Below are 18,868 nucleotides of genomic sequence, written 5' to 3' on the forward strand. Positions count from 1 at the left end.
AATACAATGGCTGCTAGCACCTTAAGCTATCGAGAGGCACTACGTGCAGGATTAGAAGATGCCCTCAATAAAGACCCCCGAGTATTTCTGATGGGCGAAGATGTCGGTCGCTACGGCGGCTGCTACGCGGTAAGCAAAGGCTTGTTAGACCAATTTGGCGCAGAACGTATAATCGATACCCCGCTGTGTGAATCAGGCTTTGTCGGCGTAGGTATCGGTACGGCATTAGGTGGTATGCGCCCTATTATTGAAGTCATGACGGTCAACTTCAGCCTGCTGGCGATGGACCAAATAGTCAATACCGCCGCCACACTCAGGCACATGTCCGGTGGCCAGTTCAACGTACCGCTGGTGATCCGCATGGCCTGCGGTGCCGGACGACAGCTCGCAGCCCAGCATTCCCACAGCTGGGAAAACTTCTACGCTCATATTCCCGGTCTCAAGGTCTTAAGCCCGGCAACGCATTGCGATGCCAGGTACATGCTGGGACAAGCCATCGCCGACCCGGATCCTGTGCTTATTTTCGAACATGTGATGCTATTAAATGAAATGGGAAATGTTCCAGACAATGCCGAAGCCCCCATGGAACAGGCATTGATTCGACAAGAGGGCTCCGATATCAGCCTGATCACCTATGGCGGCAACCTAAGAAAAGCGCTGGCTGCCGCAGAGCAACTAGGTCAAGCTGGTATTTCTGCCGAAGTGATCGATTTACGCTGCCTAAGGCCTATAGATAAGCCCACCCTACTTGCCAGCGTCACTAAAACTCACCGCGCTGTCATCATTGATGAAGGCTGGTACACAGGTAGCCTTGCCGGAGAAATCAGTGCAATTATCATGGAGCAGGCTTTCTGGAGTCTTGATGCCCCGGTCAAGCGGGTCTGTACTGCTGAAGTGCCCATCCCTTACCCCCAGCATCTCGAACAAGCCGCCCTGCCACAGGTCGAACAGATTGTCAGCACAGCCAAGGCTGTGATGGAAGGCTTGTAATGAGTAAAGTAAATATTGATATCACTATGCCATCACTTGGCTCTGACATGCGTGATGGCATGTTGGTTGAGTGGCAAATCAGCGAAGGCGATCATGTCAATAAAGGCGATATCATCGCGGTGATCGAAACCAATAAAGGTGCCATTGATATGGAAAGTTACCATACCGGCACCATTTCGCAGATATTGGCTCAACCAATTGTATCCCTTCCTGTTGGCAGCGTTCTCGCCCGAATTGAAACAGACAGTGACACCGTTCAACCTGCTTCTCAGGTTTCACAGCCTTCACCGATAGTACAACCCCAACAGCCTGATATTCAGCCCACACCACCAACCACTACCACCTCGACCACCTCACTCGTTAGACAGAGAGTTCTCGCCTCTCCGGTAGTACGGAGAATTGCCCAACAAAATCATTGGGATTTAACCTCGGTAAAAGGCAGCGGTCCGAATCATGCTGTGTTATTAAGAGATATTGCAGATCTTAGTGAGCACACCAGCTCTGCACCAACCATCAGCTCTGAAGCAGTGAAACCCAGCGGATATAATCTTCCTGCAATGCGTGTTGCAATTGCCGAGGCAATGGAGAAGTCAAAGCAGAAGATCCCACACTACTACCTCACACTCGACATAGACTTATCCCTGGTTACACAGTGGCTACGAATGGAAAACGCCAAGCGCGAACCCGATGATCGAATTTTGCTGTTAGCGGTACTGTTAGCAGCCACCGCAAAAGTACTACCCAAATTTCCAGCCCTTAATGGCTTTTACTCTGAGGGACACTTTGCCTCCAGCCCGAACGTGCACATTGGTAATGTAATCAGCCTAAGGGGCGGCGGCCTCGTTGTGCCAGCAATCCATGATGTCAATACACTCACACTCGATGCCACGATGAACGCCCTGCGAGATATCACAAACAGAAGCCGAACAGGACGACTTCGCAGCTCCGAACTCACCGACGCCACGATTACTGTCACCAGTATTGGCGAGCGCGGCTCAGATACTCTCCTCGGGGTGATCTACCCTCCGCAAGTCGCGATTATTGGTTTTGGCCGTTCCCGTCAATTACCACAGGTGAAAGACGGCAAGATCAAGATTTGTGACATGATAAATGTGTCACTCAGCGCCGATCACAGAGTCAGTGATGGCAGCCAAGGGGCCAAATTTCTCAATGCATTATCCAATCAATTACAAAAGCCGGACACGTTATGAATCGAGACAAGATAGAAGCTATGGTTATCAGCGCTATTGTCCAGCTAGCACCGGAAATCGACCCTAGTGAAATAGATCCCGATGAAGATATCCGCGACGAATGCGATCTGGACTCGATGGATTTCCTTAATCTGCTCGGGGTATTAAAAAAATCCTGCGGAGTGAGTATCCCCGAGGCCGACTATTCTCACGTAAGAACCTTAAATAACATGCTCGAATACCTAAGCAACCAATTAACGTAGGAAATCTGTCAGCTTGATGGCTAAGGAATTGTGATATGGCAGCCCAGTTACCTCACGACGCCCAGAAAAATAGTCGTGACCCCGAGATTATCTATTGGTACAACGAACTCAATGTCACCGATATTGCTCAGGTTGGCGGAAAAAATGCCAGCCTGGGCGAGATGATCAGCCATTTGACAACAGCGGGCATCCGGGTGCCCACTGGATTTGCCACTAGCGCCCAGCTCTATCGTGATTTTCTCACCCAGAATAAGCTTGATGCCCCCATCACAGTGCATTTAGATGCCCTGGCCAACCAGACCGCAACATTACCTGATACTGGCGCAGCAATCAGGCAGCTTATCTCTCAGGGGGAGTTTAACGAAGACCAAAAGAAGGCGATCAGCCAAGCATATCAGCAACTCTGCCAACGTATCGGTATCGATAATCTAAGCGTTGCCGTCAGAAGCTCTGCCACGGCAGAGGATCTCCCCGAAGCCAGCTTTGCCGGGCAGCAGGAAAGCTACCTTAACGTTCAGGGTATAGACGAGGTACTGGAAGCCTGCCGGTTATGCTTTGCATCACTTTATACCGACAGAGCCATTATCTATCGCCAAGAGCAGGGCTTTGAACATCAGCAGGTTGCCCTGTCTGTCGGGATACAGCAAATGATTGAGTCCAAAGCAGCAGGCGTGATGTTCAGCCTCGATACCGAAACGGGGTTTCCCGATACCGTGATTATTAATGGGTCATGGGGGTTGGGAGAAACAATTGTCAAAGGCAGCGTAACGCCCGATCGGTTCATGGTCTACAAACCATTGCTGAAGAACGCAGCCTTAAATCCAGTGATAGAAAAACAGCTCGGCAGTAAGTTGCAAAAAATGATCTATTCAAGTTCTCCGCTCTCCTCGGAAGGCCTTAGCCACACTGGAAAATTCGTCGCCACTGAATCTACGCAAACGATAGCAACAGACCAAACTGAGCAAAGATCTTATGTTTTAACTGATCATGAAGTACTTATATTGGCTCGCTGGGCAGTGATTATTGAATGCCATTATGGCTGCCCAATGGATATGGAGTGGGCCAAAGACAGTCGCAGCCAGCAGCTGTACCTAGTACAGGCTCGTCCTGAAACCGTGGAATCGCTCAAAGACACCGCCGTCTTGGTCAATTACACCTTAAAAGAAAAATCCACTCTCCTATTAGAAGGTGCGAGTGTCGGCAGTGCGATTGCCACAGGTGAAGTATTTCAAATTCAGCACCCTGATGACATCAGCCAGTTCCCAGAGGGAGCCATTCTTGTCACCGAACGTACTGATCCTGACTGGGTTCCGCTAATGCGCAAAGCATCAGGCATCATTACTGATACCGGCGGCCCCACCAGCCATGCTGCGATTGTCAGCCGAGAGCTAAAAGTACCTGCCATTGTCGGTACCGAAAAAGCGACCCAAGAATTGAAGAGTGGACAAGAAATCACATTAAGCTGTGCGGGTGGCGCTATCGGCAAAGTGTATGAAGGGATCCTCGATTTCGAAACCAAACAGGTAAACCTGGATGATATTCCAAAAACCCAAACGGACATTATGATCAATGCGGCCATGCCAGATGGAATATTTCGCTGGTGGCAGTTACCGGTGGCTGGGATTGGCTTAACCCGAATCGAATTCATTATTTCCAGTCAGATCTGTATTCATCCGATGGCACTGCTCCATCCCGATCAAGTATCCGATCCAGCAACCCGAGACAAAATTGGTCAACTGACACAGGGTTACACTTGCCTGCCCGATTATTTCGTTGATAACTTAGCACTAGGTATTGGAAAGATTGCTGCTTCGCAGTATCCGAAACCCGTCATTGTCCGAATGTCGGATTTCAAATCAAACGAGTATCGAGGCTTACTCGGCGGCGAATCTTTCGAACTCTCAGAAGAAAACCCAATGCTGGGTTTAAGGGGGGCATCGCGCTATTACCACCCCTTATACCGCGAAGCCTTCAAGCTAGAATGCAAGGCCATTCTCAAAGCTCGGCAGGAAATGGGCTTTAGCAACATCATTGTGATGATCCCATTTTGCCGCACCACTGGCGAGGCCGATAAAGTGTTGGACGTTATGGCAGAAGCTGGCCTGAAACGTGGTATCAACGGCCTACAGGTCTATGTGATGTGCGAAATCCCATCCAACGTCATCCTAGCCGATCGGTTTGCCCAACGTTTTGATGGCTTCTCCATTGGCAGTAATGATTTAACCCAGCTGGTATTAGGTATTGATCGCGACTCTGCAGAGTTAAAGCCACTGTTTGATGCGCGTGATGATGCGGTAAAAAACATGATAGCCCAAGTCATTAAGGTCGCCCACCAATATGGCTGCAAAGTCGGGATCTGTGGTCAGGCCCCTTCAGATCACCCTGAATTTGCAGAGTTTCTGGTCAATTGCGGAATTGACTCTATTTCGCTAAACCCAGATTCAGTCGCCAACGGCTGTCAGCAGGTAGCAATGGCCGAACAGAAAAGGAAATAACTGTATTCAAGACATCTGATGTCAACAGGGAGTTACATATTTGCCTTGAGGAGATCTGCTAAGTTCTGCAAAATAGCGGATATCAATAAAAAAAGGTAAAGAGCATGATTTCTAAGTGGGCTGCGCGTTTTTTTCAAATGGCCGAATTGGTAGGCTCTTGGAGTAAAGATCCCTCGACGCAAGTGGGCGCTGTGATCACAGAAGGCAACCGTATTGTATCGGTAGGGTTCAATGGTTATCCGCATGGTATTTCTGATAGTGCGGACACAGATGATCGCGATATGAAATTGCTTAAAACGCTTCATGCTGAAGAGAATGCAATTCTGTTCGCCAAACGCGACTTGGCAAACTGCGATATCTGGGTGACTCATTTCCCTTGTCCTAACTGTGCGGCCAAGATTATTCAAACCGGTATTTCGACAGTACACTGCCCTGAGCAAACAGAAGATTTCCTTTCTCGCTGGGGAGATAAGATCAAGGTCAGCCAAGATATGTTTACTCAAGCTGGCGTTGCTGTTAACTGGTTACCGCTTGACGAGCTGTCCAAGCAGTAATTGACAAGCTCCCCTATACCCAAACGAGTAATGTTGAAGCATTGCTCGTTTCTACTTCAAATTTAGACTGCGTAACCTGAATTGCTTTTCGGCCTGAAACAAAACTCCAGTGGTTACATGAGCCCCCTCCCACATTAAATTGCCATTTTAGTGTGAAAACTCTAATTGAAATTCTTATTCTATATATAAGCAGTCAGGCAATAACCACTGGCTGACAGAGTATTCAATATTAATGAGGGCATAATCATGGACACACTTAAACAAGCAACTGAAGAGACAGCCAAAGAGAAAAAACTGCATAAGATCTGGTTAGCAGGGTTAGGTGCATATGCAAAAAGCACTGAAGAAGTAAACAAGTTATCAGAAAAAAACAAAAGCCTATTTGATGAATTAGTTGAACAGGGTCGTGTTGTTGAGTCAAATACGAAGGAACGCCTACATACTAACCATAGCCACACTTCTGTTGCGATTGAAGAGCGCGTACATCAAATGATGCAAAAATTTGTGGGCCTCGACAATGAGCATATCGATCGTGTTGATGATAAAATCGATCAACTCACTGCAAACATTGAGGTGTTATTAGCTCGCAAGCAAGAGAATACTAAGCCAGCGACAAAGAAGACCGCTAAATCTAACGTTGCAAAAGAAGATGCTGTTGCCACTCTGGACTAGCATTTAGTCAGATCATAGCCTGCCCCTTCATATAGCATCGCCCAACTTACAAACGATAAGTTGGGCCGTGACAATTCTAACTACCATGGAGGGGGAGCGTGGCGGCAAGCATCCATGATTTCACTGGAGAAACCTTTCAAAAAGATGGTGCTTTTATGAGTGATAAAAAGATACCAATCCAGGTTCGTCGATTAATCAAAAAGCTTATTCACAAGCATAAAAAGAAAAAGTAATCCAAAGCTAGAGCAATATCAAAAAACCGAACTCCGCAAAATCGCCGCTGCCAATAATATTCCCCAGTATAAAAAGACTTTCTAACACAACATTTGTCAGACTTTTGTTAAACTGCCAACCAGCATGAAACGCTGACTACACTCAATACAAAATGGAGTATCAAATGGCAATAACGGGCGAGTGCTTTTGTGGAGCAGTAAAATACAAAATTGAAGGCAAGCTTCGAGATGCTCGATCCTGTCACTGCTCAAGGTGTCGAAAAGCTTTTAATGCCCAAGCATCTACATCCGCATTTGTAGAACCAAGCGAATTTGAATGGTTATCTGGAGAGAACTTGTTAAGTTCTTATGTTGGAGAGCATAACTATGGATTGCAGTTCTGCAAAGTATGTTCAGTCTACCGTATGCACAATTTACAATGGAGAGATCTTTCAGGTTACATTAGGCTGTGTAAATGGTGATCCTGACATTGAAATTGGAATGCATCTGTATGTTGGTTCAAAAGCGCAATGGGAGATAATGCCTGAAGGTGTGGAACAATATGAGGAAGGGCCGACAGGAAATGCGTAACCGATTCAGAATGAGGACATTAATATAGCTCCCTCTTCAATGGAGCTATATCAAAAGTCGCTGAGGTTATTTCTCGACAACTACACGTGCATTCAAAGGTTGTAATGGTCGGTTATTTTTGCCCATTGCCTCATTTAGCATAGAGATTCGTTTGCTCGAAGCCGGCACTGACTCTTGTAGAACGAACCAGCGAACGCCCTCACTGCATGGTGGTGTGGTTAAAGAACCACTAAAGCGGTAGTAGTGCTCGGTGTCTGGCAACAGTTGACTTGGTTTAACCTCGGCCTCCAACTCAACCTCATCGTGAGCAGAAGGTACTACTGCTAGCAATTTGGACAAACCTTTATTGTAGGCAGGATCGGCTTTGAACATTACTGCCACTACCGCTAAATTACCTTTTTCATCGGCATGAACAAAGTGAGCTTCAAGTGGATACTGTTTGTTTTTGATAAAATTCTCAGATGGTGTATGGAAATGAAATTGCTTCAACTCAAAAGACTTACCATCGACCAACAGAGTATTTAACCCTTCCACTTCGGCCTGAACGGTATGACCATTATTCGTCAGTGCAGACACTCTACCTTGATATTGAATATCCAATGGCAGCAACTCAGCTTCAACGGACTGAGTAATATTAACTGGGCTTTGGTTACTACCTTCAGCACATGTTGGGTAGGTATCACCCCAGTGCTCTACACCATGTTCACCTGTATAGTCCCATTTACCTTCGGCAGCCAAGGCTGAACAAGAAAGCAAAAAACTTAACGAAGCTATAGCCAACTGTGTCTTTTTCATTTTTTTACCTTATCGGTTTGATATTAAGAATCACTATAAAATATAAAAACAAATGTAGCTGTCAACTAACTCATTGTGAAATCTAAGGTTTATGCCTTTCAAGCCAAACCCAATAGCAAATAAACTCACTACGGTTATTATTCCTAAACAAATACACCGATAAACAGCTGACCCATTATTCGGGCTCTTGCTCCATATATTCCTGTAATTTATCCCAACGAAAAGTGGGGCCGTCAGTACAAACATATTTGCTTTTTACATAGCAATGACCGCATGTCCCTACAGCACAGTGCATTCGGCGCTCAATGGACAAATAGATTGAATGATCAGAAACACCATACGCTGCCAGATATTCGGCCATTGAATACATCATCGCCTCTGGGCCAGCAAGCAATACAACCTCAGGCAACTCACCAAAGCTGTCGAGGACTGTCGGCATGATATCGCTCGGCGTGCCGTTATATTCGTTGTCACCGCCGTTAGTGGCGCCATCTTCAATGGTATTGTAGACAGGAATGATATGTTGCCAGCGTTCTCGTTCGGGGTTCAGCATCTGTGCCTGACGAGTGCGGGCACCATACACAACAGTTAGTTGAGTGTAATTCTGTTGTTCAATCAGCTGGTTGACGACACTGACCAACGGAGCCAAGCCACAACCCCCGCCGACCGCTAAAATCCGCTTATTGATAATTTCATCCATGGGCCAACCGATGCCAAAGGGGCCCCGAGCTCCCAGGATCTGCCCGGCCTGCAATTCAAACAATGCTGATGTCACCGTCCCCATACGACGGATCAAGGCTCGAAAGTCACCATTTTCATCAGGCGCTTCGGTGAAGCTAAAAGGGGCTTCACCAAGGCTTGGTACATTCAGCATGAAAAACTGCCCGGTTTGGGCTTGTTGCCATCGGCCATGGTGGTCGTGGCTTGTGACTTTAGGTTCCGCTAGCAACCGGAAATGAAAATGCCGGGTATTCTCGCCATCATCATAAAAATCAACTAGTTGTACGGCTGAAGGAGTAAGGCTATGCATCGTCGACGATCCTTTTCATTATCGAATGGACACCAATTACACCTGGGCAGGTTCGTTCGCAGCGACCACATCCTATGCAGCCGTATCGACCAAATTCCGGGAGGAAATCATCACTGAACTTGTGATACCAGAAGCGTTTGACACGATCCCCTGCCTGCTCGGCCGGATTATGAAAGCTGGCTTCACGCTGGAACCCTTCATATAAGCAGGAATCCCAGAACCGTACTTGCTGGTTAACTTGCTCAGAACTTTCTTCTTTCGGTTCTAAAGTGGCTGACTCCTGGAGACGCTGATCTTGAGTACCATAACAAGAACATGTCGGGCACAACGTCGTACAACCGGAACATCCCAGGCACTGAACCCCGACTTGCTGCCAAAAAGAAGCTGGAATATCGTCAGCATTGAGCTTGTTGATACCAGTGCTGATATAAGAGTGGTCTTCAAACTGTTGTTCGCAATGACTCAAGTTATCCCAACGTAAACTGATATCATGGGCAGAAGCTGGCGTTAGTGGCAGGCCATTGATTGACTCTTTACCCAAAGCCGTGATCGCTACCAGTAACCAACGACCATCAGCCAGCGGGTGCAAAATCAGATCAGCCGTTTCATCTCTTACGCCTGGCCCGGCATTAACCAAGTAACAGAAGCCCTCGCTGCAGGGTTGCACGCAGTCGATACCGACCAACAGTCCCTGCCGACGACGCGCCTGATAATAGGGATCCTGTTCGAAGAAAATGTCCTGATAATGAATGGCCATCAAGTCACAACTCAGCACACCAAACAGCACAAAAGGATCGGGTTCTGGAATGGTCTCGCGGAAAAACTGGCCGTCAAAAACATACAACGGCTCCTGCTCGGCAAAGAAAAAGCCCTTGGCTGAACTCAATGGCATTTGATGGGTTAATAGCGGGAATATATCTTGTTCAATCTGCTGCCAATATGGGGCCCCGCCATCATCAACCACCTGATAAAACTGACGAGAGCGGGACAAATGCGCTTGCAGCTCCTGAAGTGATTCTAGCAAGTATTGCTGCATTTTAATGTTCCTCCCATAGGTGCTGAACATCTTTAGGGACTTGACCCGGTGGCAGCGGAAATACCGACACAGCGCAGGCTTTCAGCTCTGGCATTTTGGTGATTGGATCCTGCGCGGTATTGGTCAGCTGGTTTGAAGGTGCCTCTTTGAAGTGATAAGGCATGCTGACCAAACCTGGCGGTACATCATCGGTGATCATCGCCCGGGTCTCTATATACCCACGACGGGAGCGGACACCTATTGGTGAGTACCGCTGGAGCTGAAGTGCCTTGGCATCTTCGGGGTTAATAAACAACACGCCCGCTGGGATCTCCCTTTCCAATAGCGGTGATTTTCGAGTCATCGAGCCACAGCCATAGTGAAAATGCAGGCGATTGGTCGTCAACAATAAGGGATATTGTTCATCGGCAGGTTCATCAATTTCGGTGAAATGAACTGGCATCAACTTCGCCTTGCCAATAGGAAAACTATCACGGTGCAATATTTCAGTTCCATTCGGCGCATCGGCATTACAGGGCCATTGCAACCCTTGCCGTCTCTTTAGCTCGCTGTATGTCATTCCTTGATAAGCAGGTGTCAGCGATGCCATTTCATCAAAGACCTGCTCGCTGCTTGTCCAGCTCAACTGCTTGCTCCCCAACTTTTCTGCCAAGGCTTTAAGCCATTGCCAATCCCCCATGGCTGTACCAGGAGGATCCAGTACCTGTGATATCCGTTGGACACGTCGCTCGCAGTTAGTAAAAGTGCCCTCTTTCTCGGCAAAGGAGGCTGCGGGCAAAATAATATCGGCCAACTTGGCCGTTTCTGTCATTGTCAGCTCGGCCACCACCAGCAGATCCAGAGCCTTGAGCGCAGCCCTAACATGATTTTGATCCGGATCTGTCACCACAGGATCTTCACCAAACAGGATCAATCCTCGAAAATCCCCCTCCAATGTCCCTTTGGTCATTCCTAACGAGGTTAAGCCCGGTGATTGGGCAACGTCTTCTCCCCAATTCTGGGAGAACTTTTGTTGAACACTGGGATCATCAGCTCCCTGATAGCCCGGATACACATTTGGCAAGCAGCCCATATCACAGGCTCCCTGCACATTATTTTGACCCCGTAGCGGATTAATGCCCGTACCCGGACGGCCTATCTGGCCGCAAACTAAAGCAAGATCAGCAAGTGCAATAACATTTTGGGTACCACTGACAAACTGGGTGATCCCCATACCATAGAAAATCATTGCGCTCTTGGCCTGGCTATAGGTTTTAGCAACGTGGCGAATAAGCTTGGCACTAACCCCCGTAATCGACTCGACCGATTCCGGCGTAATCGCAGCAACATTGTTGGCAAGTGCCTCAAAGCCTTCACAGCGCTGATCGACAAAGGCTGAGTTATGCCATTTCTGCTCAATAATGACATGCAGCATGGCATTGATAAGGGCGATATTGCTACCGGGTTTAAGCTGGATATGCGTGTCGGCCACTTTCGCCAATCGCGTTACCCTCGGGTCAATAACGATTAGCTGGGTTCCCTTGCGGTGGGCATCAATGATGTGCCCCCCCAAAATGCTATGGTTTTCTGTCGGATCTGCCCCGATCACCACCATCAGATCAGTCGAATAGATATCTTTGGCACTGTTAGTCATCGCCCCGGAGCCCAGGGTTTGCTTCAGCCCAGCAACGGTCGGGCTATGACAGATCCGTGCACAGTGATCCACATTGTTGGTTTTCAGCACGGCACGAGCAAACTTTTGCGCGGCATAATTATCTTCATTGGTCGCACGGGCACTGGAGATCACTCCAACCGACTTGGGACCTGTATCATCGAGAATGTCCTGTAAAGATTCACTGATCGTAGAGAGTGCCTCATCCCAGCTTATCGGCTGAAAATGGTCTTTGATTCGTTTGAGAGGTTGGGTAATTCGGTTGTCAGGATGAATAGCAAAAGCTGTACTCCATCCCTTTTCACATAGCTTACCGCAACTAATTGGGTGATTAGCCTGCGGTTCTACACCTGTCAGTTTCCCTTGTTTATCAACTTTCAGGCATATACCACAACCCACTCCGCAAAACGGACAAATGGTTTTAACAATCGAGGAAGTCATAGTCATTACACAGCACATGTCCAGTAATGGACTGAGTATAGCAACCGCATCAAATCCTGATGGATCTCGCCTGAGAATATCCTTCCAAACAGTAGGCAATTCACTGCAGGTTTGTTTCTTGTTCTCGGTCTGAAATTTATTTTTTGCTCTCAGGTGTAGTTACACCCTGTCCACGCTGGTAGATAACATGGTAGACGAAGCCAACTAGCACACTGCCACCAACAAGATTGCCCAAAATCACCGGGATCAAGTTCCCGATAAAGCCGAGCAAAGTAACCGATTCAGCAGCAGTCCCACCATCAGAAAACGCTTTAAGCAACATCGCCAGAGGAATAAAGTACATATTTGCGATACTGTGTTCGAAACCAGCAGCCACAAAGGCTGAAATAGGAAAAATGATTGCAACAGCCTTATCAATCACACTACGTCCGGCTAGTGCCATCCAGACAGCCATACAAACCAGAACATTACACAGTACCCCGCGAAAGAAGGCAGTCCAGAATGGTAAATTGCACTTTGCCTCAGCGATCTTGAGGTACTGCTCGGCAATGGCTCCCTGATTCAGATCAGTGTGACCCGAGAGGTAAACCAACACGGCAAGTCCTGTCGCACCAATAAAATTAGCACCACACACAACCATCCAATTCTTCATCAGTTCCGACGTGGTGATTTTCTTGTCTGCCCAAGCCATTGCCAATAAATTATTGCCAGTAAACAGCTCAGCCCCAGCCACAACCACCAGCAAAAGGCCTAATGAAAATGACAAGCCTCCGAGCACTTGCCCGGTGGCAAAACTAAAACTGGGATCAGATTTGATCAATACGAAATAAAGCGCACCCAGGCCAATAAAAGCACCGGCAAGAATGCCGAGCATGATCATAGACAGCAGAGGTAAACGCGCTTTAACCACACCGATGCTGTCAACTTTCTCTGCAATCTGTTTGGGAGAAAAAGCATCGAAACCATAAATGTCAGCCATGCGAACTCCTGAATACCAATATGAGCACTAGGATGGAAATGGATAAATGTAACATGCCTAAATAATCTTCGAGGCTGCACAAACCAGTGTAGTTGTATATCAGCTTCAGAGCGTTAGCTTAGTACTCAATATTGAGAGCCTGCTCAGTCTTTTGCAAAAATAATACAGCCCACTCTTCATTGCGGATTTTTGCTCTTAATTGCTGCTAACCTTATATACCCAAACTACCTCAGGATGCAGGATTCAGAGTGATAACAGCATGCCCAGTTCAAGGAAAATGACGGCAGGAATGGCTTCCCCTTTCAACATCATTTGACACAGAAATGGGCTTGCTGAATCACTCCCGTAGGGCGAGTTGACTGGGCCAGTATGCTGTGTTGCTGCTTTTTAACGTAGAACGACTATGTTTTCAAAGCAGCGCCTTGCCTACCAACCCAGTCATTCTCGCTGAAATAAGCATCTTGAGGTAGCTTGGGTATATACTTATGGGTATTCGGCAAAGTGGTTACAGGTATTGTTGTATATGCATGTCCGCCAATTCCAGCTATTCGTTCTCGGTGCTATCGCAGCTCTATTACTGGCAGGTTGTAGTTCAACATCGGACTCATTCTTTAGCTCCAGTGAATACCGTTTTCATGACTCGACCCAAAGTTTTATCTCCCTCAATGACACGCGCAGCAATGGTGCTGTTGTTGATAAAGGCCTGTTTTATCCTAAAAGTGCCTTTTCTTTCACTTACCGGTACTGCGCCAATAGCCCGCAAAGCGCTAGCAACGATATACTGGAGTTCCAGCAGTTGGCCAAACGGGTCTGCGATGCCAATATTGGCCAGCTACTCCATCAAGATACCGGTACCTGGTGTGTCTATAACCCCAACACCGTCGATGAACGCCCGATTTTCTATGCCAAGATATCGAGTACCGAGCTATGGGCTGATCTCTGTCTCGATGGGCCGTTTGTGACCTTAAAAGTGATCGAAAATACCGAAGCAAGCCCGGAAGAGTGGTATGAAGCCGCCAAAATACTGGGCTACCAACCCTACTCCAGCCACCGAAAACTGATTTCCCCTGCAGAGCTCGGGCTGCTGTCCCAACCACAAAAAGAGCCAGTAGCGACGGAATTCTGGAATGAAGAAAGCCAGTATATCTATACCAATATCGGCTCAGTTGTCTGCCTGTATAACCAACCCGAAGACTCATCTATTGGCTATACCTATCAAGGAACAGTGCACAGCGTAAGCAAAGGCTTGGTAAAAGTGGCCGCGACTATGAAATTAAAGGGAGACATCAGAACGGCGCCAGCGCTAGAACAGCTGGACTGGCACAGAATGGCTTATATTACCGCGGCAGCAAACTCATGGTTTGTATGCGGGTAGTTATACAGAAAAGCTAAAGCAAAATGTATTATTAATAACGACAACATCTTTGAATTTAAAACAATGCAATCACTGTTTGCCCTTCAATGAAGGGCAAACAGTAATCATCATGCAGTAACAAGCTGGCAGTGATTAGTAGTAAACAACACCTTCACCTTGAGTAACCAAAGTACCAGCTTCATTTGTAATGATCTTATCTAAATCAAACAATGAACCAATTGCAGAATTACCACGACCTGTTTCGACAAACTTACAAACTGCCTCAATTTTTGGTCCCATTGAACCGGCAGGGAAATTAAACTCAGCTAAACCTGCAGGCGTCGCTTGTTTCATTTCAGCTTGATCTTCTTTGCCGTAATTACGATAAATAGAACCGTCGGTCAGGATAATAAACAAATCCGCATCAATTTTCTCAGCTAGAAGCTCTGCGGTCAGATCTTTATCAATAACACATTCAACACCAGTGCTTTGATTATCTTCAAAACAAACCGGCACACCGCCACCACCACACGCAATAACCAAGTTACCCGCTTTCAGCAATGTTTCTATTTGTGGCAGTTCCACAATATCTTTCGGCATTGGAGATGGCACGACACGACGATAGTAATCACCATCAGCTTTAAATTGCATTGATGATTCTGCCATGATCTCTTTGGCACGTTCTGCTGTATATACAGGGCCAACAAACTTAGTTGGATTAGTAAATGCAGGATCTTCTTTGCTCACTTCAGTTTGAGTCACTAAAGTCGCAATATTAAGAGAACGATCGATATTTCTCAGTTCCTGTTGCAGCATGTAACCAACCATACCGCAAGTTTGAGAACCTAAAACATCCATTGGATAAGGCGTTGTCTCTGGCGAGTATTCCTGATAAGCCGCATTCTGCTCCATTAATAAACCAACTTGCGGTCCATTACCATGAACAACAACAATCTCATGTTCTTTCGCAATAGCCGCAATACTTGCCGCTGATTTTTTAATATTTTCACGTTGGTTTTCAGCTGTTAAAGCTTGGCCACGAGCGAGAAGTGCGTTACCGCCTAGTGCTAATACTATACGCATATGATCGTATCTCCTATATTATTTTATGGAGTTATTATTTTGTTTTTGTATCTCGATTAATAACAGATGCTATTAATTAATAATGACAAGGCCTATTGTTGGCCCTTTATGTTCTTTCAATAAGAAGTAATGAAAGTGAGGCTATAATAAGTGAAAACATTTATAGTGAATGTGATAAGTATCAAACTATTATTTCACTAGAAGTGGTTACTACATAGAGCAGTTATTCACTATACGAGTAATTATCCGTAAATATGCCAATAATCTGGCTGTGTCGGTGTTTTTTTTTCAAATGATTCGTCAATAGTGAATATTATCTCAGCAATTTAATCCCTTATTCTTCGATGTTTAGTTCAATTATGCCGCATCGGTCACAATAAGCTCAGTCAAAATAGAGCAGGAACATAACGGAGTAGCCGCTTTATGCCCTTGGGGACAAAAAAAGGCCAGAAATACTCTGGCCTTTTCGGTTACTCAATATAGTTGACTATAGAAGCAATAGCCTAGCGACCCAGCTTAAGTGCGGACTGACCAGCGATGCCAAAATTAGCTTTCGGCATCTCATTGATCAAGACCCTCACACTCGCCTCAGGGGCATCAAGCGATTCCATTATCGCCGTCGTGACATTACGAATAAGCATTTCTTTTTGCTCGTCCGTACGCCCTTCCATAATATTTATCTGTGCAATTGGCATTTAGATTTCCTAATTAAATCAGCTATCCATCATTTAGATGACTTGAAACACTTACCAGTCGTCACAACGAAAAAGCGTTTAGACAAACTTACCGGAAATGGAGCCCAAATCCTGGTAATGGACGCAGAAGGAGTCGCCTTTATTGACCTGTACAGCAGCCGTGATCGCACCAATCATGACAAAGGAGCCTGCTGGCAGCTCTTCCCCTCGCTCACCCAGCATATTAGCCAGCATTGCTACAGAGGCGGCCGGATGCCCCAACACCGCAGCCCCAGCACCAAGTTCAACCACTTCACCGTTCACTTCCATAACCACACCCAGTGTCTTTAGATCCAGGTCTGCCACATCAGCCATACGGCCACCGGTAATAAAGCGAGACGAAGAAGAGTTATCTGCAATCACACTTTTCAGATCAAACTTAAAATCCTGGTAACGGGAATCGATCACTTCAATCGCAGGCATCACAAAGTCTGTTGCACGCAGTACATCACCAATATGAATACCGGGGCCTTTAAGCGGCGCTTTGGTAACAAAAGCCAATTCAGCTTCTATCTTGGGGTGGATCAGTTCGTCATGCCTAATTTCTCCCCCTTCGGGGATAGAAAAGTAATCAGCAAGAAAACCGTAACACGGATGCTCAACCCCCATTTGAGACATCTTCGCCCAAGATGTCAGACCCATTTTCATCCCGACAATTTTGTTTCCGCGCTCTTCTTTGCGGCGGCGAATTTCCCACTGAATATCGAAAGCATCATCGTAAGTCATATTCGGGAAGTCGTTCGTTATCTTAGTGACTTCATAGGCCCCCAGCTCTGCACTTTCCAGGTGGGCCGCCAGTTCATTGATTTGTTGTTTTGTTAAGTTGCCCATCAGATCAGTCCTTTTTCTTTAGCCATTGTTAATGCAAGATCTTCAATCATGTCTTCCTGACCGCCGACAGTACCGCGGCGTCCTAGCTCTACCAGCAGATCACGCGCCTGAATGCCATATTTGGCTTCCGCACGCTTGGCGAACAACAGGAACGAACTATAGACACCGGCATATCCCAATGTCAGTGCATCACGGTCGACACGAATAGGCTGATCCATCATTGGCACAACAAGATCTTCTGCTACGTCCATGATTTTATAGAGATCGATTCCGTGATCTGCTTGCATACGTTCCAGCACCGCAACAAAGACTTCCAATGGCGTGTTACCTGCACCTGCTCCTAAACCTGCTACTGAGCCGTCAATGCGGAGTGCACCGGCTTCAACGGCAGCCAGAGAGTTTGCAATCGCCATCCCCATATTGTGGTGACCATGAAAGCCAATCTCGGTGGTTGGGCTCAACTCGGAGCGCAACAGGCCAATTTTCTCACTCACCTCATCGGGCAACATGTAACCCGCTGAATCCGTACAATAGATACAGTTAGCCCCGTAGGACTCCATGAGTTTTGCCTGTTGCAGGATTTGCTCCGGCGTGGCCATATGCGCCATCATCAAAAAGCCTACAGTGTCCATCCCCAACTTGGCAGCAAGACCAATATGCTGTTCAGAAACATCGGCTTCGGTACAGTGGGTAGCAACGCGGATGGTATTCACACCGAAATCTTTAGCCATACGCAGGTGATCAACGGTGCCGATACCCGGTAACAAGAGTGCGGAAACCTTGGCATTCTTCATCTTAGGAATAACAGCATCCAAGTACTCTTCATCGGAATGAGCCGGAAAGCCGTAGTTTACAGAGCTGCCGCCCAGACCATCTCCGTGGGTAACTTCAATCAGCGGAACACCCGCTTCATCCAGTCCTGTCGCGATATCCACCATCTGATCCAGCGAGATCTGGTGACGTTTGGCGTGCATACCATCACGCAGACTCATGTCGTGGAGGACGACTTTATTTCCTTTCAAATTCATGTTTTCTTCCTCAACTTATGCGCGATTAGGTAACTGAATAGCATCGTTATAGGCTTCTTCTGCAAACATCTCGGCGGTACGCAGACCCGCGGCAGTCATGATGTCCAGGTTACCGGCGTATTTCGGCAGATAATCACCTAAGCCTTCCACTTCCATAAACACTGAAACACGGTTGCCATCAAACACCGGGCCATTAACCAGGCGATAACCCGGTACATACTTCTGCACCTCTTTGACCATCTTGTGCACAGATGCCGTGATCGCTTCCTGATCGGGGGTGTCTTTAGTCAGACAGTGCACGGTATCTCGCATCATCAATGGCGGCTCGGCAGGGTTAATGATGATGATGGCTTTACCTGTTTCGGCACCGCCGACCTTTTCAACCGCACTGGCCGTCGTCCGGGTAAACTCATCGATATTCTTACGTGTACCTGGCCCGGCAGAGCGAGAAGAAACGGTGGCGATGATCTCGCCGTATTCAACGGCCTGCACCTGGGAAATAGCTGCGACCATCGGGATCGTTGCCTGGCCACCACAGGTCACCATGTTGACGTTCATCTCCAGCTCTTTGGCGTGCTTTGCCAGATTAACAGGCGGTACACAGTAAGGGCCGATCGCGGCAGGGGTTAAATCCACCATAATCACACCCAGCTCGTTGAGCTTACGGCTATTCTCGGCATGGACGTAGGCAGAGGTAGCATCGAACGCAATGCGAATATCATCTTCAACCACGTGTGGCAGCAGGCCATCTACCCCTTCCGCCGTGGTTTTTATGCCCATCTCGCGGGCGCGTTTCAGACCATCAGACTCCGGGTCGATACCCACCATCCAGACAGGCTCAATCCATTCGGAGCGAAACATTTTGAGCAGTAGATCGGTCCCGATATTGCCCGGCCCAATAATCGCCGCTTTTAATTTCTTACTCATAATTCGACCACC

19 protein-coding genes are annotated in these 18,868 nt (G+C 47.2%); 9 read left to right on the forward strand and 10 right to left on the reverse strand.

What is annotated here, in order from left to right:
• The first annotated feature begins 6 nt into the window (after positions 1-6).
• From AC51G0_RS20230 to AC51G0_RS20265, 8 genes are all read left to right on the forward strand, one after another.
• A complete protein-coding gene (locus AC51G0_RS20230; protein ID WP_496303450.1) occupies positions 7-990 on the forward strand; it encodes an alpha-ketoacid dehydrogenase subunit beta in 984 nt (327 codons plus the stop codon).
• On the forward strand, positions 990-2,201 hold the full coding sequence (locus tag AC51G0_RS20235) for a dihydrolipoamide acetyltransferase family protein (RefSeq protein WP_496303451.1): 1,212 nt from the start codon (positions 990-992) through the stop codon (positions 2,199-2,201). The genes AC51G0_RS20230 and AC51G0_RS20235 overlap by 1 nt, the downstream gene beginning before the upstream one ends.
• Positions 2,198-2,443: an acyl carrier protein gene (locus tag AC51G0_RS20240; protein WP_496303452.1), complete on the forward strand. Its 246-nt coding sequence runs from the start codon at positions 2,198-2,200 to the stop codon at positions 2,441-2,443. The genes AC51G0_RS20235 and AC51G0_RS20240 overlap by 4 nt, the downstream gene beginning before the upstream one ends.
• A 35-nt stretch (positions 2,444-2,478) precedes the next feature.
• Complete coding sequence (gene ppsA, locus AC51G0_RS20245) at positions 2,479-4,938, forward strand: phosphoenolpyruvate synthase (RefSeq protein ID WP_496303453.1); 2,460 nt, start codon at positions 2,479-2,481, stop codon at positions 4,936-4,938.
• 104 nt (positions 4,939-5,042) lie between these two features.
• A complete protein-coding gene (locus AC51G0_RS20250) occupies positions 5,043-5,492 on the forward strand; it encodes a dCMP deaminase family protein (protein ID WP_496303454.1) in 450 nt (149 codons plus the stop codon).
• A gap of 246 nt (positions 5,493-5,738) precedes the next feature.
• Positions 5,739-6,164 (forward strand): phasin-related domain-containing protein, encoded by a 426-nt coding sequence (locus tag AC51G0_RS20255; protein ID WP_496303455.1) that lies wholly within the window; start codon positions 5,739-5,741, stop codon positions 6,162-6,164.
• Between the two features lie 98 nt (positions 6,165-6,262).
• Complete coding sequence (locus AC51G0_RS20260) at positions 6,263-6,397, forward strand: hypothetical protein (RefSeq protein ID WP_496303456.1); 135 nt, start codon at positions 6,263-6,265, stop codon at positions 6,395-6,397.
• A 164-nt stretch (positions 6,398-6,561) separates the two neighbouring features.
• On the forward strand, positions 6,562-6,858 hold the full coding sequence (locus tag AC51G0_RS20265) for a GFA family protein (RefSeq protein WP_496303457.1): 297 nt from the start codon (positions 6,562-6,564) through the stop codon (positions 6,856-6,858).
• Between the two features lie 175 nt (positions 6,859-7,033).
• Here AC51G0_RS20265 and AC51G0_RS20270 read toward each other — a convergent pair whose 3' ends face one another.
• From AC51G0_RS20270 to AC51G0_RS20290, 5 genes are all read right to left on the reverse strand, one after another.
• On the reverse strand, positions 7,034-7,762 hold the full coding sequence (locus tag AC51G0_RS20270) for a carbonic anhydrase (RefSeq protein WP_496303458.1): 729 nt from the start codon (positions 7,760-7,762) through the stop codon (positions 7,034-7,036).
• A gap of 175 nt (positions 7,763-7,937) precedes the next feature.
• A complete protein-coding gene (locus tag AC51G0_RS20275) occupies positions 7,938-8,792 on the reverse strand; it encodes an FAD/NAD(P)-binding protein (RefSeq protein ID WP_496303459.1) in 855 nt (284 codons plus the stop codon).
• Entirely contained in the window at positions 8,785-9,828 is a 1,044-nt protein-coding gene (locus tag AC51G0_RS20280; RefSeq protein WP_496303460.1) for a 4Fe-4S dicluster domain-containing protein, read from the reverse strand. The genes AC51G0_RS20275 and AC51G0_RS20280 overlap by 8 nt, the downstream gene beginning before the upstream one ends.
• Position 9,829: 1 nt before the next feature.
• Entirely contained in the window at positions 9,830-11,926 is a 2,097-nt protein-coding gene (gene fdhF / locus AC51G0_RS20285) for a formate dehydrogenase subunit alpha (protein ID WP_496303461.1), read from the reverse strand.
• 130 nt (positions 11,927-12,056) lie between these two features.
• Positions 12,057-12,899, reverse strand: a complete 843-nt coding sequence (locus AC51G0_RS20290) for a formate/nitrite transporter family protein (protein ID WP_496303462.1) — start codon at positions 12,897-12,899, stop codon at positions 12,057-12,059.
• A gap of 523 nt (positions 12,900-13,422) precedes the next feature.
• Here AC51G0_RS20290 and AC51G0_RS20295 point away from each other — a divergent pair.
• Positions 13,423-14,274, forward strand: coding sequence for a hypothetical protein (locus AC51G0_RS20295; protein ID WP_496303463.1), 852 nt, complete (start codon positions 13,423-13,425; stop codon positions 14,272-14,274).
• A gap of 132 nt (positions 14,275-14,406) precedes the next feature.
• Here the strand turns inward: AC51G0_RS20295 and arcC are convergent, their stop codons facing one another.
• From arcC to AC51G0_RS20320, 5 genes are all read right to left on the reverse strand, one after another.
• A complete protein-coding gene (gene arcC, locus AC51G0_RS20300; RefSeq protein ID WP_496303464.1) occupies positions 14,407-15,336 on the reverse strand; it encodes a carbamate kinase in 930 nt (309 codons plus the stop codon).
• Between the two features lie 503 nt (positions 15,337-15,839).
• The gene (gene thmT / locus AC51G0_RS20305; RefSeq protein WP_496303465.1) at positions 15,840-16,031 is read right to left on the reverse strand and encodes a 2-hydroxymuconate tautomerase; all 192 of its coding nucleotides are present in this window, start codon (positions 16,029-16,031) and stop codon (positions 15,840-15,842) included.
• A 78-nt stretch (positions 16,032-16,109) separates the two neighbouring features.
• On the reverse strand, positions 16,110-16,901 hold the full coding sequence (gene dmpH, locus AC51G0_RS20310) for a 2-oxo-3-hexenedioate decarboxylase (RefSeq protein WP_496303466.1): 792 nt from the start codon (positions 16,899-16,901) through the stop codon (positions 16,110-16,112).
• The gene (gene dmpG, locus AC51G0_RS20315) at positions 16,901-17,929 is read right to left on the reverse strand and encodes a 4-hydroxy-2-oxovalerate aldolase (protein WP_496303467.1); all 1,029 of its coding nucleotides are present in this window, start codon (positions 17,927-17,929) and stop codon (positions 16,901-16,903) included. Before dmpG ends, dmpH begins: the two co-directional genes overlap by 1 nt.
• 15 nt (positions 17,930-17,944) lie before the next feature.
• A complete protein-coding gene (locus AC51G0_RS20320) occupies positions 17,945-18,856 on the reverse strand; it encodes an acetaldehyde dehydrogenase (acetylating) (protein WP_496303468.1) in 912 nt (303 codons plus the stop codon).
• Positions 18,857-18,868 lie beyond the last annotated feature (12 nt).

The sequence above is a fragment of the Photobacterium sp. HL06 genome (assembly GCF_059552575.1).

Excerpts from the sequence above, each read along its gene's own strand:
- AC51G0_RS20230 (WP_496303450.1), top strand. The coding sequence starts at position 7 with ATGGCTGCTAGCACCTTAAGCTATCGAGAGGCACTACGTGCAGGATTA.
- AC51G0_RS20235 (WP_496303451.1), top strand. The coding sequence starts at position 990 with ATGAGTAAAGTAAATATTGATATCACTATGCCATCACTTGGCTCTGAC.
- AC51G0_RS20240 (WP_496303452.1), top strand. The coding sequence starts at position 2,198 with ATGAATCGAGACAAGATAGAAGCTATGGTTATCAGCGCTATTGTCCAG.
- ppsA (WP_496303453.1), top strand. The coding sequence starts at position 2,479 with ATGGCAGCCCAGTTACCTCACGACGCCCAGAAAAATAGTCGTGACCCC.
- AC51G0_RS20250 (WP_496303454.1), top strand. The coding sequence starts at position 5,043 with ATGATTTCTAAGTGGGCTGCGCGTTTTTTTCAAATGGCCGAATTGGTA.
- AC51G0_RS20255 (WP_496303455.1), top strand. The coding sequence starts at position 5,739 with ATGGACACACTTAAACAAGCAACTGAAGAGACAGCCAAAGAGAAAAAA.
- AC51G0_RS20265 (WP_496303457.1), top strand. The coding sequence starts at position 6,562 with ATGGCAATAACGGGCGAGTGCTTTTGTGGAGCAGTAAAATACAAAATT.
- AC51G0_RS20270 (WP_496303458.1), bottom strand. The coding sequence starts at position 7,762 with ATGAAAAAGACACAGTTGGCTATAGCTTCGTTAAGTTTTTTGCTTTCT.
- AC51G0_RS20275 (WP_496303459.1), bottom strand. The coding sequence starts at position 8,792 with ATGCATAGCCTTACTCCTTCAGCCGTACAACTAGTTGATTTTTATGAT.
- AC51G0_RS20280 (WP_496303460.1), bottom strand. The coding sequence starts at position 9,828 with ATGCAGCAATACTTGCTAGAATCACTTCAGGAGCTGCAAGCGCATTTG.
- fdhF (WP_496303461.1), bottom strand. The coding sequence starts at position 11,926 with ATGACTATGACTTCCTCGATTGTTAAAACCATTTGTCCGTTTTGCGGA.
- AC51G0_RS20290 (WP_496303462.1), bottom strand. The coding sequence starts at position 12,899 with ATGGCTGACATTTATGGTTTCGATGCTTTTTCTCCCAAACAGATTGCA.
- AC51G0_RS20295 (WP_496303463.1), top strand. The coding sequence starts at position 13,423 with ATGCATGTCCGCCAATTCCAGCTATTCGTTCTCGGTGCTATCGCAGCT.
- arcC (WP_496303464.1), bottom strand. The coding sequence starts at position 15,336 with ATGCGTATAGTATTAGCACTAGGCGGTAACGCACTTCTCGCTCGTGGC.
- thmT (WP_496303465.1), bottom strand. The coding sequence starts at position 16,031 with ATGCCAATTGCACAGATAAATATTATGGAAGGGCGTACGGACGAGCAA.
- dmpH (WP_496303466.1), bottom strand. The coding sequence starts at position 16,901 with ATGGGCAACTTAACAAAACAACAAATCAATGAACTGGCGGCCCACCTG.
- dmpG (WP_496303467.1), bottom strand. The coding sequence starts at position 17,929 with ATGAATTTGAAAGGAAATAAAGTCGTCCTCCACGACATGAGTCTGCGT.
- AC51G0_RS20320 (WP_496303468.1), bottom strand. The coding sequence starts at position 18,856 with ATGAGTAAGAAATTAAAAGCGGCGATTATTGGGCCGGGCAATATCGGG.